The 15,137-nt window shown below is 57.8% G+C and carries 11 protein-coding genes; 4 read left to right on the forward strand and 7 right to left on the reverse strand.

Annotated elements, in window-relative coordinates; translation table 11 throughout:
* Positions 1-215: 215 nt before the first annotated feature.
* The 4 genes from OA2633_RS05740 to OA2633_RS15775 form a co-directional block, all read right to left on the reverse strand.
* The gene (locus OA2633_RS05740) at positions 216-1,673 is read right to left on the reverse strand and encodes a VCBS repeat-containing protein (RefSeq protein WP_206740491.1); all 1,458 of its coding nucleotides are present in this window, start codon (positions 1,671-1,673) and stop codon (positions 216-218) included.
* 4 nt (positions 1,674-1,677) lie between these two features.
* A complete protein-coding gene (locus OA2633_RS05745; protein WP_009801550.1) occupies positions 1,678-4,419 on the reverse strand; it encodes a TonB-dependent receptor in 2,742 nt (913 codons plus the stop codon).
* Positions 4,420-4,542: 123 nt separating this feature from the next.
* Positions 4,543-5,607, reverse strand: coding sequence for a FecR domain-containing protein (locus tag OA2633_RS05750; RefSeq protein ID WP_162010975.1), 1,065 nt, complete (start codon positions 5,605-5,607; stop codon positions 4,543-4,545).
* Between the two features lie 2 nt (positions 5,608-5,609).
* Positions 5,610-6,212 carry an RNA polymerase sigma factor gene (locus OA2633_RS15775; protein WP_083783210.1) on the reverse strand — a complete coding sequence of 201 codons (603 nt, stop codon included), beginning with the start codon at positions 6,210-6,212 and terminating at the stop codon, positions 5,610-5,612.
* 436 nt (positions 6,213-6,648) lie between these two features.
* Here OA2633_RS15775 and OA2633_RS15780 point away from each other — a divergent pair, with 436 nt between their 5' ends.
* Positions 6,649-7,044, forward strand: a complete 396-nt coding sequence (locus OA2633_RS15780; protein WP_009801554.1) for an antitoxin Xre/MbcA/ParS toxin-binding domain-containing protein — start codon at positions 6,649-6,651, stop codon at positions 7,042-7,044.
* Between the two features lie 1,775 nt (positions 7,045-8,819).
* Here the strand turns inward: OA2633_RS15780 and OA2633_RS05760 are convergent.
* From OA2633_RS05760 to OA2633_RS05770, 3 genes are all read right to left on the reverse strand, one after another.
* Positions 8,820-9,245 carry a type II toxin-antitoxin system HicB family antitoxin gene (locus OA2633_RS05760; protein ID WP_040612495.1) on the reverse strand — a complete coding sequence of 142 codons (426 nt, stop codon included), beginning with the start codon at positions 9,243-9,245 and terminating at the stop codon, positions 8,820-8,822.
* Positions 9,246-9,451: 206 nt separating this feature from the next.
* Positions 9,452-10,477 carry a nucleotidyl transferase AbiEii/AbiGii toxin family protein gene (locus OA2633_RS05765; RefSeq protein ID WP_009801556.1) on the reverse strand — a complete coding sequence of 342 codons (1,026 nt, stop codon included), beginning with the start codon at positions 10,475-10,477 and terminating at the stop codon, positions 9,452-9,454.
* Positions 10,470-11,063 carry a DUF6088 family protein gene (locus tag OA2633_RS05770; RefSeq protein WP_009801557.1) on the reverse strand — a complete coding sequence of 198 codons (594 nt, stop codon included), beginning with the start codon at positions 11,061-11,063 and terminating at the stop codon, positions 10,470-10,472. The genes OA2633_RS05765 and OA2633_RS05770 overlap by 8 nt, the downstream gene beginning before the upstream one ends.
* A gap of 340 nt (positions 11,064-11,403) precedes the next feature.
* On the opposite strand from OA2633_RS05770, the gene OA2633_RS16465 reads away from it, so the two are divergent.
* Genes OA2633_RS16465 through OA2633_RS05780 form a run of 3 tightly spaced genes read left to right on the forward strand, consistent with a single transcriptional unit; the run spans position 11,404 to position 15,003 of the window.
* A complete protein-coding gene (locus OA2633_RS16465) occupies positions 11,404-11,610 on the forward strand; it encodes an AAA family ATPase (protein WP_009801558.1) in 207 nt (68 codons plus the stop codon).
* Between the two features lie 26 nt (positions 11,611-11,636).
* On the forward strand, positions 11,637-13,226 hold the full coding sequence (locus OA2633_RS05775) for an ATP-dependent endonuclease (protein WP_009801559.1): 1,590 nt from the start codon (positions 11,637-11,639) through the stop codon (positions 13,224-13,226).
* The gene (locus tag OA2633_RS05780) at positions 13,207-15,003 is read left to right on the forward strand and encodes an ATP-dependent helicase (protein WP_009801560.1); all 1,797 of its coding nucleotides are present in this window, start codon (positions 13,207-13,209) and stop codon (positions 15,001-15,003) included. Before OA2633_RS05775 ends, OA2633_RS05780 begins: the two co-directional genes overlap by 20 nt.
* The last annotated feature ends 134 nt before the right edge of the window (positions 15,004-15,137 follow it).

A 15,137-nucleotide genomic window follows, 5' to 3' on the forward strand; every position in this document is an offset into this window, starting at 1 on the left:
CGACAATGAAGACCTGCGTGAGGAAATGCAGGCGCTCGAACAACGGCTGGGTCAGTTCCTGGAGCCGGTGGACAGTACGCGCCTTCAAATGCTGCGCGGCTATGAGAGGCAACATGGTCATGTCTGGGTCTATGTCCGTTAGAGGGGGGGCGGCCGCGGTGGCGTGTGCTGCAGCGCTGATTGCTGCAGCACACGCCACCGCGGCCGCCCCCCCTCTAACGGACATAGACCCAGACATGACCATGTTGCCTCTCATAGCCGCGCAGCATTTGAAGGCGCGTACTGTCCACCGGCTCCAGGAACTGACCCAGCCGTTGTTCGAGCGCCTGCATTTCCTCACGCAGGTCTTCATTGTCGAAGTACACAAAGGTGCTGCGGAACCGATCCCGGAACGGCTCGTCCGGACCTTCAACGCCGGCTCTGCGGTCGAGCGCCACAAGCTCGTCCTGCAAGGCCTCGAACGCTTCAAGCTCGGCGTCACTCAGCCCGCTCTTCAGCGTCAGGCTGCGAGACCAGTCGCCAACGACCAGGTCCAGAACGCCATCGCCGTTGTAATCTGTCAGGGCGACCGACGCGCGCGAGCCTCGAACAGGGCTGTATTGCCCGGGGCGGACCACGTGTGCGGGAATATGCTCTCCGCCGCGCACAGAAGGCAGCAGCCTCTCAGGCGCTGCGAAGGCGATTTCCTCTCCACCCAGATTGCGCAGGAAGTAGACAGCGCCGGATTGTGTCCCGACGATCAGATCCGGATGCCCGTCGCCATCCCAGTCTCCCACGGCAGGCACGAGATATTCCTCGTCCTGCATCGGTCCTGCGCCGCCTTCCACCACTTCGAAAACGTCCAGCTGATGGCTGCCGCCCCAGCTGAAGGTGGCGAAGACCGGTTGCCCCTCAACGGGTGTGATGCCGGGTTGGTGCGCCGGACCATGATTGCGACGCACGACGAGATCGCCCTGAGCATTCCCAATGATGAGATCCAGCCGGCCATCATCGTCCCAGTCCAGCCAGGCGGGCTTGGCCGCGTAAGCGAGATGGGGACCCTCATCGACTTCGTTCAGCCGAGTAATGACATCAAGGCCGCCCCAGTCCGTCAGCGATTGTCGCGCCCGGAAGCCGCCATCCTGACCCTGGAACCAGTAGATCAATCCCGGAGAATACGAGCCGGCGGTAAGATCGGCATGACCGTCTCCGTCAATATCTGCAAAACTGGGGCCCGCCGCCACGCAACACCAATTGCGGACGATCGCCGTCTCCCCTGCCGCCTCGATCCACTCATAGCCCGAGAAGACTGGCGCTCCGGGCTCGCCCTCATTGAGATAGAGCCGGAAACGCCCTGCCGAACCGCCGATGATCAGATCTTCAAGACCGTCTCCATCATAGTCATGGAAGGTGGGGCCGGCATGCCCGTTCTTGTCTTCCTCGAACCAGACGCCCGAACGGCTTGGCGTATCGCTGGCCGTGTCGATGAGCGCGCCATCCGCACGCAGAAGGATCGCCTCTTCATACCAGTCGCCGAGCGGCGTTCCGTCTTCATTGATCTCGAGCGCGACCGCCTCAAAACCGAGCAGCGATACGCTGGCGATAGCGAGCGACAGGACACGGGCGAGCGATCGCCGTTTCAGGCGGTCCTGCGCCACAAGGTCTGTCTGACAGGCCCTTTGATGTCGGGACATGGCGCTACCACTCCTTGCTGAGGCTGAGGGTGAACAGGCGGCCGAAGGGGTCGGCATTTGTCGGGTCGTAGTTCACGCCCAGATCAGTGCCGATCGTCGACGCCGAGTTCGACCGCGCGAAAGGCGGATCCTCGTTGAACAGATTGCGGACGTTGAACCCCACCCTCACTCCGGAGAGCAGATCGCCATGGCGCTCCTGGAAGGAGAACCCGGTGATCAGATCGACCGTCACCCAGCGATCCACCGGCTCAGCCGGGGTCACTGACGTATTGGTGTAACTGTCGACATAATTGAGCTGGAGCTGGCTGGACCAGCCGCCATGCTGGAACCCGGCGTTCAGGCGCCCGCGAAACTCGACCGGGTAGGTGAGCGTGCCCACACGCTCCACGACCGGCGCGCCAGCGCTGATGCGCTCCTTGTTTTCGAGCATGTAGGTGAACGCCGCCCCGACATTCCAAGCGCCGAATGACGTAGGCGCACTATAGTCGAGCGAAACGTCGAAGCCGGAGGTCTGCTGGGAGGCGATGTTCGTCAGGCCGTTATAGATGATGTGGGTGACATCGGCCGCGATCGCGTCCGGATCCAGCGTCGTTGAATAGTCGCCGGTCCGGGCGTCAAACAGGCCGAGCGCCCCTGGCAGGGTGTCCGCGATGATCGCGGGCGAAACCTCATCCGTGATCAGGTCGAAATAGGTCTCCGGATCCGCTGCGATTTCGAACGCGTCAGGCGGCTGAGCAATCCGGTCTGTATAGTCGATATTGAAATAGCTGCTCGAGAGCGTGAGGCCTTCGATGCGCGCCGGGGCGAAATCGAAGCCCAATGTAAAAGCCTCGGAGGTTTCAGGTCCCAGGTCAGGATTGCTGATCGGTCCCACGACGTAATACACCGTCGATTGATCATTGGAGAATGGATCCGGAAACGTCCCGAGCGGTCCCTCGACTGGCAAGATCACATAGCTGGTCTCGCTCGGGATCAGATCGGGCAGAGTGGGGGCGCGAAACGCCTGGCCATATGTGCCACGCAGCTTGAGTTCATCATTGATGGCCCAGAGCAAGCCGACTTTCGGATCAAAACTGTCCCCGAAATCAGAGGTGTCGGTGTAACGCCCGGACAGGTTCAGCTCGAGGCGCTGAACCAGAGGCACCGCCATATCCTCATTGATCAATGGAACAGCCAACTCGCCAAAGGCGTAGCTCGTCGCCCGGTCAGCCCGCATCGGACCGAATCCGAGTTCCTGCTCAAGATAACCGCCGCCCAGAGCGAAACCGACATCCCCGGAGACCAGGGAGAGCAGAGTCCCATCGAGCTTCCCTGTCACCTCGAGCGAGCTGAAATCCTGGGCGCCGTTCGTCTCACGCAGGCGCCCGTCATCGAAGAACCTGACAATGTTCAGGTTGTTCGTGTAATCGCCATAAGTCGCCAGGAGCTCGAATTGCCAGTCCCGCACCGGCTGGATACGCCCCCCGACCGTGGCGACCACCTGCTCGGTCTGGGTGTTGCTCAGTGATGTGGCCTGAAAGAACCCGTCCTCTCGCGTCGAGGTTTTCGTGTGCCGATCGGTGTACAGAATGTCAGCAAACACTTCGGCCGACGCGCCAAGATCCTGGCGCCCCGAGACAAAGGCGGAATAGCGCTGATCCAGCGGCGCCAGATAGGTATCGGGCGTATTGCTGAAGTCGACTTCATCCGTCAGGAACGGGCCGGACGTCGCAGCAGAGAGCGAGGCGATCACTCCGCCTCCAGACCAGCTGGTCCCCAGAACCTGATCAAATTGCCCCGCCGAATAGCCGCCATCGCCTCTCGTGGTGTAGCTGACCGAGGTCTCCGCCCCCTCAAAGTCATCCCGCAGGACAAAATTGACGACCCCAGCAACAGCGTCCGCGCCATAGATCGAGGATGCGCCATCAGTAAGCACCTCAACACGCTCCACTGCTCCCAAAGGGATGAGCGATGCATCCGCCGTCTCACCCACGTCCGCCAGCGGCAAACGCCGTCCATTCAGAAGCGTCAGGGTCGATCCCGCGCCCAGACCGCGCAGATCAACGGCATTGACCGAACGGGCATTGAGTTCACGACTGACGGCGAGCCCGCCAATCGAGCTTGTGGTGTTGATGTTCTGTGGAATGGCGCGCAGGAGCTGGTCTGTCGTCAGAACGCCAAGCCTCTGAAAGTCTTCTCGAGAGTAAACATCCAGCGGTGAGCTTTCCGGATTCACGCCCCGGATGCTGGTGCCGGTCACCGTGATCGTGTCCATTTGCAAGACATCAGGCTCAGCTTCGGCACTGGGCTCGATCAAACTCTCTGACGCCGCGCCTTCAGGGCGGGTCGGTGCTGGATTCGTCGGCTGTGATGAAGGGGTGTCACGCGCTTCCACAGCCGCGGCCTGGCGCAGCAGGATCGCGCCTGATGCGCTGCGCTGCATATCGAGGTCAGCACCAGACACCAGGCGTGAGAAGGCCAGCGTCGGCGTCATCCGGCCCTGAACCGCATTGGCGGTGTGTCCCTCAACGAGGTCCGGCGAATAGAGAAGCGATTGTCCGCTCTGGCGCGCAAACTCGATCAGCGCCGTCTGAAGCGGTTGCTCGGCAATATCAAAATCCACGGCGAGTTCAGACGAGGACGCAATGTCATTCCCCTGTGCGCCCGGATCTGACTGCACGAGCGCGAATGCCGCGTCGGACCCTGTCAGAAGCGTGAGTGATGCAACGGTGCTCAACGCCGCTGCACGAAAGCTCGTACGAACCATGAAAGTCTCCCCATGCCAGCCGCTGGTCTTGTTGTTTGCGGCCCATGACAGGGAAGACGCATCCGGCTGCCGAACCCGAACATGCGGGACGAAAAAACTTTCAGCCGGTCTGAGACTTTGGCGCTAGATCGCGCTGCGCAGGATTATGGCGTGATCGGTTTCATCAATCCGCACTTCAGGAAAATACTCCGCCAGAGCCTCGACAAAGCCAGAGGACTGACCTGCGCTGAAGGCGCCGCTCAATCGCAAGGCTGAGAGCTGCTCATCGGCGATCACGATGGGACGGCGGGCATATCTGTTCATTTCCGCCACTGCGGCCGAAAGCGGCTCATCCTCGAAGATCAGCAAGCCATCCAGCCAGCTCGTCAACCGGCGAGCATCCACTGTCGCCACGCTCGGCGGAGCGTCTGCGACCTGCACCAGCTGTTCGCCGGGGGAGAGTTCGGCGCGCTCGGATCGTGCAAATTCTCCTGCGGCGCCCTGGTCCACCGACACCGGCGCATCGACGACAACATTGCCTTCAACAAGGGTGACTGAAAGCTGCGCGCTGTCCACACGCACTTCAAACGCTGTGCCGACCGCCGTCACGCGCCGCCCCGCAGCCAGAACCACGAACTCGCGTCCGTCCTCGTGGGCCACGTCGAAATAGGCTTGTCCCGACACCAGCTCCACCAGCCGCTCCTGGTCTGAAAAGGCGACACGCGCCCGGCTGGATGTGCCAAGGGTCATCGTGGACCCGTCAGCAAGAGGCGTCGTCAACCGCTCGCCTATCTGTGTTTCGAAGTCAGACGCCGCCTGCTCGGCAATCACCATCGAAGGCTCAACGGATTCGCCAGGCATGGCCCAGTTGGCCAGCACGAAACCAAACCCGACACAGACCAGAACACTCGCTGCGAGCACGCTCAGTCGCGCCGCGCTGAACACTGGCTTTCGTTCGGACGCCGCGCGCGACAAAACCTTGTTCCGCAGCTCAAGCATCTCGGGTTCATCGGCGACCGAGCGTGCAAGACGCCAGGCGGCCTCAGCCTGCCGGAAGGCCTCACGCTTGGCAGGGTCGTCGCCGCACCATTCCTCGAAACGGGCACGCAAGTCAGGATCCGCGCCCGCTTCACGCAAACGCTCGCTCCACAGCGCCGCCGCTTCACGGTGCGTGTCAATCTCATGTCTGGCGAGTTCTGGCGTACGCATGTTCATCGGCCCGTCTCGTCCCGATCCAGCGCTGCGCCGACATAGGCGAGCGCCTTAGCCATATGCTTCTCCACAGACCGGGTGGAGATCGCCATCAGGCGCGCAATATCTGCATACTTGTAGTTCTCGAACGCGCGGAGCACGAAAACATCCTGAGTGCGCTGAGGCAATTCCTGCAGCGCCTGCATCAGACGGTTCAACTCCTCCTTGCTGAGTAAGACGCGCTCGGGAGAAAAATCCGAACCGCCATGCTGCTCGACATCAAAGGGCTCATGCGCATCCGTTCGACGAACCTGATGACGTCGCAGATGATCGGCCAGTACGCTTCGAGCAACTTGAAACACATAGCCCCGGATATGATCGATCTCTCCGTGATCGCCGCGACGGATCAGTCTCAGGAACACGTCCTGTATGAGATCGCTGACTTCGTCACGATCCGAAACCCTCTTTGAGAAGAAGCCTCTAAGCGGCCCCTGGAACTCATGATTCAGGGTTTCCCAGGCTGAAGTCTGCTCAGCATCATCACTGGGCGGGACGGGTGACAGACCACCGCCTCTTGTGCTCTCAGCCATCCCCCCGCCCTCACGCTGTTCGAAACCCGTCATGCTCTATGACCGTCGACTCCGTATCACTCAATCGGACAGGCTGGCAAATCCGGGCGCACGACAAGACACGCCCGCGCGTATGACCGCACGCCGCGCACGCGCTGCGTGTCGCTGACCTTCCGGACGATGACCGTTATGGATAACAAATCGTAAAAATGGTGGGCCCGGAGGGAATGGAGAGGCGTGGAATTTCAGTAGGTTATGCAGGCTAACCTCGGAATTTAGCCCTATATAAAACAAATGGTTACAAGTGAGAAGGCTAACTCTCTATTCCCGCCCACCGCCACAGATGACAACTCGTTAGGTCACGCCAGTTCTGTCTCCTCCCCTACCGAAGAGCTGGTTTCAGGAAGGGAGCGGGTACAGTTTTCACTCGGTAATTTGGTTTGCTGACAACCATTCTAAACGAGAACATATAGACAAGAATGGACCACGTATGAAAAATCAAAAGTTCTGGCCTAAAGCTGAACCCATCCCCGAAGATGAAGCCCAAGCCATGGCGACAGCCGTGATCGCGCTCTTCGACCGTTGGAACCTGTCATTGGAACAAAGATCTAACGTGCTAGGAGGCATCCAGCAGACAACACTCGATTGCTGGCGTCGGGGAGAATTTGAGCCCATTGAGCAGGATCTTGCCATTAGACTTTCCTTACTTATGGGAATTCATAAAGACTTACGTACACTCTTCATCGAAGAAGATCGGGCATATGCTTGGGTCTCCACGCCCAATTCTGATTTTGATGAACGCCCACCACTCGATAGTATTACGGAAAGAGATTTCTCAGGGCTTTACCGGCTCAGATCTTATCTTGATACGGCCATACATGCCTAATTAAGAACAAATGCAGCAAGACAGCTTTATCGGGAGGTAACATGCCCCCCCCCCCGCACCGCCTTCATTTTATTGGAGCGCCGCAGGTTGATAGGTGAGCGCTTCTTGAAAAATACAGATTGCGCCAATTGATATCAAAATGAAATAACCAATTTCAAAAATAATAAAACGTGGATACACATATTTATACGAGAAATAATCGCCCGCCTATTTCCACCCCCCCTCACGGGAAACGCAACAAAGAACCCACCTGTACTTGGTATAACTAAGCGGCTCACGCCCGTGTATGGCGATCCCTTACCGATACACCAGCCTCAACGCATATTGCCCCTGGCTGGGGGGAGTGATGACGAGAAAAGAGGAGAGCTGAGCGGCTCTTGTCACCCCGAAGGGGCGTAACGAAGTGCCCGACCGGGCTTTAGCCCGGTTGACGAGCGACGATCAGATCGCAGCTTTGCTCATCACTTCCTCCAAGCCGCAGGCCATATGGCCTGCTTAAAGAGTGCCGGGCGAAGCCCGGTTCCTGATCCGGCCCGCAGACGCGAAGCGTCGAGGACACGGGCCTCGGCGCTTACGCCGAGGGAACCCAAGTAGAATCCAAAGGGTTAACCATTATTCTTTCTAGCCTAAATGATCGCATAAAGAGTATAGTCCATTGGTGGACAGCATTCATTTGGAGCACACTTTATTTCGACTACAAAATTTGCTATTACACGTATAGATGGAGGGCGCTATGGCATTTAAGTTTCTTGCAGGTCTGGCAGCATCATTTCTACTGGTGAGCTGTGTGTCTGACGATGTGAATGGAGATCACTTAGGCTCTGATTCAAACCGCTCAGCTGCGGTTCCAATAACGGAATCAGCAGACAATCCAGCCCCACAGATGGTTATAGGAACTGGATGCACAGGCGCATGTGATAGGGAACTTAGGAACGCATACGCATCCTGTGTAAGGAATAACCCCCCATCAAGTGTGGCCCTCCGAGTATGTCAAAGCGCTGCGAGGGACCGTTGGGCCGCTTGTAAGACAAGTTGCCGCAACGAGTCAGAAATCGAAATGAAATCTACCACTCAGTTGAGGGCACACTCCGGTGCTACAGGTAGCAGTAAGAATATGGAAGAATCTAATAGGCCTCTCTGGTGTGTTGAACGACAAAGTGGGGACACCTACTCAGTCCGTTTTAGAGAGAGAACCCAGGCTAGAACATTGGCCTGCAACCAAAACGGCGATCTAGGAGCACATGTCGATTCAACTGCTTCAGGAAATTACACACATACTATCATACTTAACGAAAATGCCGTTGTTGCTATTAATAACGGCGGATGGCAAATGATTGCCAATAACTGCCCTGGGCGGAACCCTGAATTAATCAACTGCCCCGCGCCCACTACCAGCTCGACTTCTCAGACTCCCTCTAGACTGACAGGCTTCGCAGAAGATCGCGGGGTTGGTTGGTACACGTTCGATACAAACAACTCATGTCAACGCAGTAGCCGAAACACTGATAGGATTGATGATGTTGATCGCCAAGTGCGCAACACTACGAGACGCGGACAGGACAGGGCATGGAGAGTTTGTGTCCCAGGAGCGGACAACCTTGCCGGTATCTGTGCGCATATAGGTCGAAGCTGCACCACTATCCGAGATCATGAGGGTAATCCTCAAGGATGCGGGACGTCAGATGGACGCGACCGCTCACGCGCTGTCAGGTGTGAGTGAGCCGAACCTTCGGCGCAGCCGGAGAGGATATGCGCTGCAGCGCTCGCGCCGAGCCTTAAGCAGCGTTGGCGTCTTCTGACGCTTCAAGCGCAGCGCTCGCCATGAAGGCTGATCGTGTCGATCCTACACGCTCGGCAGCACGATCGATTATATCGAGAGCAAACTCGTCAATGGTAATATTGACCCGCTTGACTCTGCCTGAACGAGCGAGGGGACGGGCCTCAAGAATTACAAAGGCATCCTTGAGGTTTTCCTGAACATCAGGGTCACTTAGGACAGCATCAAAATCACGCGCGACAGGTATAGCCAACCCCTCTTCTCGCGAGACATCGATATGCGATCGCAGGGCGCTCGCTGCATCCGCTTTGAGCTGGCCAAGAGTCTCGCCCGCTGCAACGCAGCCAGGGGCATCAGGAAAGAACGCGCTGAAGCCGGATTCAGCTTCGTCCGTGTGTACGATCATGACAAATGGTTGGGACATTTCAATCTCCATCGATGTGTATAATATACACATCCAAAACAGGCGGTACAAGTGGTGCTATTCTGGTGGCCATTTCCAACCAGCCTGCCGGTAGATGTTGCGCAAGGTTCACGGTTTGATGTCCTTGATTGGATGAGGGACCGCCACCAGAAACGCCACGCCCATTTTTTGAAATGATGATGGTCCCCTTTGACGGCGAAGCAGTATCAGCTCTGGTTTAACATCATACGGTTCGCCCGGTCGGCGATACCGGCGCAGCGCGCCATGAGCTCACTGAAAGGCTCTGCATTGGCGTGCAGCAAGCCGTCCTCAACCATGCGGCGATAATCCTCTTCCAGGATCGCTAAAGCTGCTTCAGTAGGCGCGAGTTGAAGTTTGCCGCTGATCGCTTCAACGTACTCAATGATGACGCCGTCAGAGGCCTTCTCTGAGAAGAACATGCTCTTATGCTCGGCGACTGCCTGAGCGACTGCCCGGTCCGCCAAAGCCGCCTCGACGATTCCGGCTTCGTCGAGTTTGACAACATCATGCCAGTGCCGCGCAAAACGCACGCCACGCAGCCTGGCTTGCCGGCAAAAGACATGAATTGCGGTCGCTTTTTCCCAGAAAGTCCGCTCAGCGTGCATCACACGCGGTCGAGCTGTCGGGAAAGAAACGCCGTCAACATGATCGTCTGCATCGCAAGTCACATTCCGCACGCTTGCCGGTTCGCCTGTGGAGCGTGCGCCGAACTCCAACATCACGCTGGGCGCAACATAGCCAGAACCGCTGGCTATCGCCTCATAGTCTATAAAGAGCCTGTCTCCCTCGTGACGTAGCGACACCGGCAAGTCCGAATGCGCCAAGGCGTTGGCCATCAAAGGCCGCACGGTCTTGTCGATCCAGTCTGGCAAACGCTTACCAACCGCTTTTGACCAGCGACGCATCTCGCTTCTTGTCGACGGGATCGGTTCCCCTTGCGCCTCGACCAGATCAGGTGCGAGCGCGCGGATGTCATAGGTCAGATCCACGTCCTCGGAAAACCGTTGGATCACACCATACGCCTTGGAGAGTGAGGTGCCGCCCTTGAACACCAGATGCGCACCGAGATCTGACTGGAACATGGTCTTCAAAGTCCAGACCACCCAGACGTCTTTTTCCAACAGGTGTGCCGGGCGCCCTGAGCGGTCAGCCGCTACGCCCAAGGCATCGCGCCTGTCCTCGGGATTCAGGCTTAGAAAAGCTTCAGCCATAGGCGGCCTGGGTCACAGTCTTCGCTAGCCAAGTGGGGTATTGCGAAGCCCCGGCGACCACCTCACCAAAGACCGATTGAGGCAATTTACGCTTCAGGGCCCCGACCGCACTCTTGGCCTTCTCTGGACCGAGCCAAGCCAACGCCCGCACCACTTCGCCCGCAGGCCGCCCCCCCATCGACAACTGCCAGTTCGGCGCATGCCGCAACTCAACGCTCTGTTGCCCAATCTTGAGCGTTCGGCTGCGGCCCGAGGTAAGATAAACTGGCCGCACAGAAACTTGTGTCGTCAGGCCAAGCTTGTTCGCCGCGGCCGCTCCCGCTGGCACAATGATCTCACCTCTTTGAGCAGCCACACCCTGGATCGCCTGCTCAATCGATGGCGACCGAGCTCCGAAACGACTTGCGACTGGGCGCAGATATACCCCGCGGCCTGCGCGCATCAGCTGGCCACGCTCAACCAGACGCGACAATGCCTGATCCACCGCGGCGCGATTGCCGAGATGAAGCAAGCCCTTCGCAGCGATCGGCGCACCTTCTGACAAGCCTTCAGCGAAAGCGATGATCTGTTCGGTCAGCCGTTGCATTCGAGTTCTCCTGTCAGAAATATATGCGAATTTCTGACACTTCTCAATGCGTGAAGTTTATCGTCGTGAACTAGCGATCAGTGCGAGCAAGTTTGCTTCTGGTTCGTAACGGCGGAATTGCCAGCGACTTCTGAGTAGACCCTTACAGGGGCAGAGCCACTCCCACCTCGGTTCGTTGTCCAGCCATGATTTCGATAGGATTGGAAGACTGCCTTCCGAAAAAATTATGATCAATTTACAGTGCTGGATGATAGCAACCGCCCGGCTAGCACAAAATCGAGAATAACGGCGCTCTGGTGCCAAATGAAAACAGACTGAAGCACATGCGGAATCAACAAACATGTATCTGTCTAGAATTAAAGTAGAAAACTTCCGCAACTTCCGCGACCTTGATGTCGCGCTTGGCGGTAACATTGTCATTGTCGGTGAAAACCGCGTCGGAAAGAGCAATGTGCTCTTTGGGCTGCGCTTGATCTTCGACCCCTCACTGCCCGATAGCGCCGGCAGCTCGGTCTCGCCGACTTTTGGGATGGGCTGGAGGAGATAACCGCCGAGACGACCATCACCATCTCTGTGGAGATTAAGGATTTCGAGGAAGACCTCGATGTCCTGGCGGTACTGACCGACTACCGCCTCGATGACGACCCGGAGACAGTTCGCCTTACCTATCAGTTGCGTGCTCAGCCTGGCCTCGATCACGCCCCCGCTAGTGACGACGATTTCTCATTCGTCTGCTTTGGCGGTGAGGATGAAGCTAAGCGCTTTGGCCACGATCTTCGGCGCCGCATCACGATGGACCTTTTGCCGGCGCTTCGGGACGCCGAGGGGGATCTTGCCGCTTGGCGCCGGTCGCCACTTCGTCCTCTCGTAGAGGATGCGTTCATCGGCATCGACAAGGAGGCGCTCAAAGAAATGGGAGACAAGATCGCGGAGGCAAGCGCAGCGGCGATTGAATTCAAAGAGGTGAAGGCGCTCGAAGCCAGCATCGCAGAGCTGTTTTTGGCAATGGCTGGATCGAAGCAGGATGTGCATCCATCACTTGGATTCAGCGCGACTGACGCCACGCGGATCAATCGTCAGATCCGGCTGCTGATAGATGAGGGGCGGCGCGGCGTCGCCGACGCCAGCCTGGGTTCGGCAAATCTCATCTTTCTCACACTCAAACTACTCGATCTTCAGCGATTGATAGCTGCCAACAAACGCGACCAATCATTGCTAGCGATCGAGGAGCCAGAGGCGCACCTCCATCCACACCTCCAGCGCCTAGTCTATAAGCATCTGTTTGAGACGATCGTCGATGGCGAATACGGTGTCGATGACAATGATGATGGGGAGGTTGCCGGGCCGCTTTCGGTCATTTTGACCACCCACTCGCCTCATATTGCAAGCGTCGCACCGCTGGGGTCTCTCCTGCTTCTTCGGTCGCACTTGGACGAGGGAACGAGGGGATACTCGACCGCCGAAGCCGACTTCACCAAAGCCGACACCGAAGATCTTGAACGATATCTCGATGTCACCCGCGCGGAGATGGTCTTCGCGCGCGGCGTCATCCTCGTCGAAGGTGACGCGGAGCGGTTTCTGATCCCAGCTTTTGCCGAGAATATGGACATCTCGCTCGACGAGCATGGCGTTTCGGTGTGCTCGGTCTCCGGGACCAACTTCCTTCCCTATGTGAAGCTGCTCTGTGCTTTAGGTATCCCGTTCTCTGTCATCACCGACTATGATGAAGTCGACGAGAAACCTCGCGCCTACAATCGGGCGCTCAAGCTCGTTCGGATCATAGACGTGGCCGCTGGCGGTGACGACACCAACGCGGTGATCAAATCGATCAAGGACAAAGACACCTGGGGCAAGACATTCGCTGAGATTCGAAAGTTCGGCATTTTCGTGAATTGGAGCACGCTGGAAACTGAACTGTTCGAAGGCGGCTATGCCCAAGAGATGATAGAGACCCTCCACGAGCACAATTTTAGTGCTGAGCGTAAGGCGACCCTCAACGCGTGGAAAGCGAAGCCGAAGGATTTCGATGCTAACGAACTGCTCAACATGATCGAGCAGATGGGCAAGGGCCGCTTCGCGCAAAGACTGGCGACGCGCGCAGCCGGAAAGCTCGTACCCGACTATATTGCGGATGCGATCAATCATGTCATCGATCTCGTCTAACCGGGCCCTCTATCTCAAGGCGGCCGAAGACCTGCATTCCAACGAGAAGCAGTGGCAGGCTTTTGAATCGACCGGGCACTGCGTGTTGCTTGCTGGGCCAGGCAGTGGCAAAACCAAGACGCTGACTGTCAAGCTCGCCCGAATGCTCAGCGAGGATGTGGACGAGCCACGCGGTATTGCTTGTATCACCTACAACAACGAATGTGCACGTGAGCTCGAAAGCCGCTTGGAAACGCTCGGCATCGCACCGGGCGGACGTGTCTTTATCGGAACCGTTCACTCATTTTCTCTCACACAAATTCTGCTTCCCTACGCCAAAGTGGCCGGGCTGGGCCTGCCCGATGAATTCACGGTGGCGACACGGCAGCAGAGTCGAGCCGCATTGGCCGCCGCTCATGCGAAAGTCATAAGTGGACCGGAGAACCCCCAGAACTGGGACATGCGGCTCGGCCGTCATCGGCGACGGTTCCTCAATCGCGAGCTGCCGGAGTGGAGAACGCTCGATCCGCAGCTTACCGAACTCGTCGAGACGTATGAAGCCGAACTTCGCGCACGCCAGCTGATAGATTTTGACGACATGCCGCTCCTCGCGGTGCGCGCCCTTGCCGCCAACAAGTGGCTTAGGACAGCGATGGTGGCGAAATATCCAATCCTAGCCGTCGACGAGTATCAGGACTTGGGCCGTGCGTTGCACGGTATGGTCATGGGCCTCTGCTTCAGCGCGGGCATGAGATTGTTCGCAGTCGGCGACGTCGACCAGTCGATCTATGGCTTTACCGGCGCAACGCCAGAGTTGCTGCGACGTCTTTCCGCGCGCGATGACGTCGAGACGGTGCGACTAGGTCTCAACTATCGCTGCGGCTCGCGGATTGTCAGTGCGTCCGAATATGCGCTCGGAGAGAACCGAGGCTACAAGGCGCCCGACGGTGCCCACGAAGGAACGATCTATTTTCACCCCTGCACTGGGGGCTATGCCGGGTACGCACGATATCTTGTCGAGGAGCTGATCCCGGAGATCCGCGAGCGTCGGCCCGACACCAATCTCGGCGAGATCGCCGTGCTGTATTCTGCGGCGTTCCTCGGCGATGAAGTCGCGAATGCGGCTGCAGAATATGGCTATTCCGTCATACGGACCGATGGCAACGCACTGTATCCGCGCGGCAGCAGGTTGATGCGATGGCTGGAGCAATGCGCAATGTGGTGCTGCGGGGGCTGGCGATCAGGCATACCTCGGCTGTCTCGTGTAGTGAGCGAAGGGACCAGACTATTCCATGAAACCATAACAGATGAGGATCAGCGGCTCACCTTCCAACGCGACCTCACCGCAGCGTTATGGGATAGGCGGGATGAGACGCTCAGCCTCCACGATTGGCTGGCAGCTCTGAGCGAAGACATCATCCGTCCGCGGGTCGATCTCGCCCGATCACTCGCTGATGAATATGGCACACTAACCGACTTTCTCGTGCGTATCGGTCCAGCCGGCGATGTCGATGATTTTCCGTTAGGTGAGTTCGCCGGAATCGGGAGTGGCCTCGATCGTCTCAATCTTTCGACGCTACATAGCGCCAAGGGGCGCGAATTCGATGTGGTGATCATGTTCGGCACGGAGGAAGGCCGACTGCCGCGTAACAATGCCAGCCAGAACGACGTCCGTGAGGCCCGACGCCTCTTCTATGTCGGCTTCACGCGTGCGCGATATGAGATCCATCTCATGTATGGGCAGCACAAACCGTCGCGCTTCGTGACAGAAATTCAGGAGCGCCTCGAAGGTGAATGACTATTGCTAGGATACCTATGCCAAGTTGACGTTCGCTGGCAATCACCCAGCCGTGACTGACGAAACCATACAATCTGCACTCGCGCCATCACGACAGCCTAGATTGTCCGCCCTAGTCTCGAGCAAGACTTATA

The organism is Oceanicaulis sp. HTCC2633 (assembly GCF_000152745.1).
Classification (GTDB): Bacteria; Pseudomonadota; Alphaproteobacteria; order Caulobacterales; family Maricaulaceae; genus Oceanicaulis.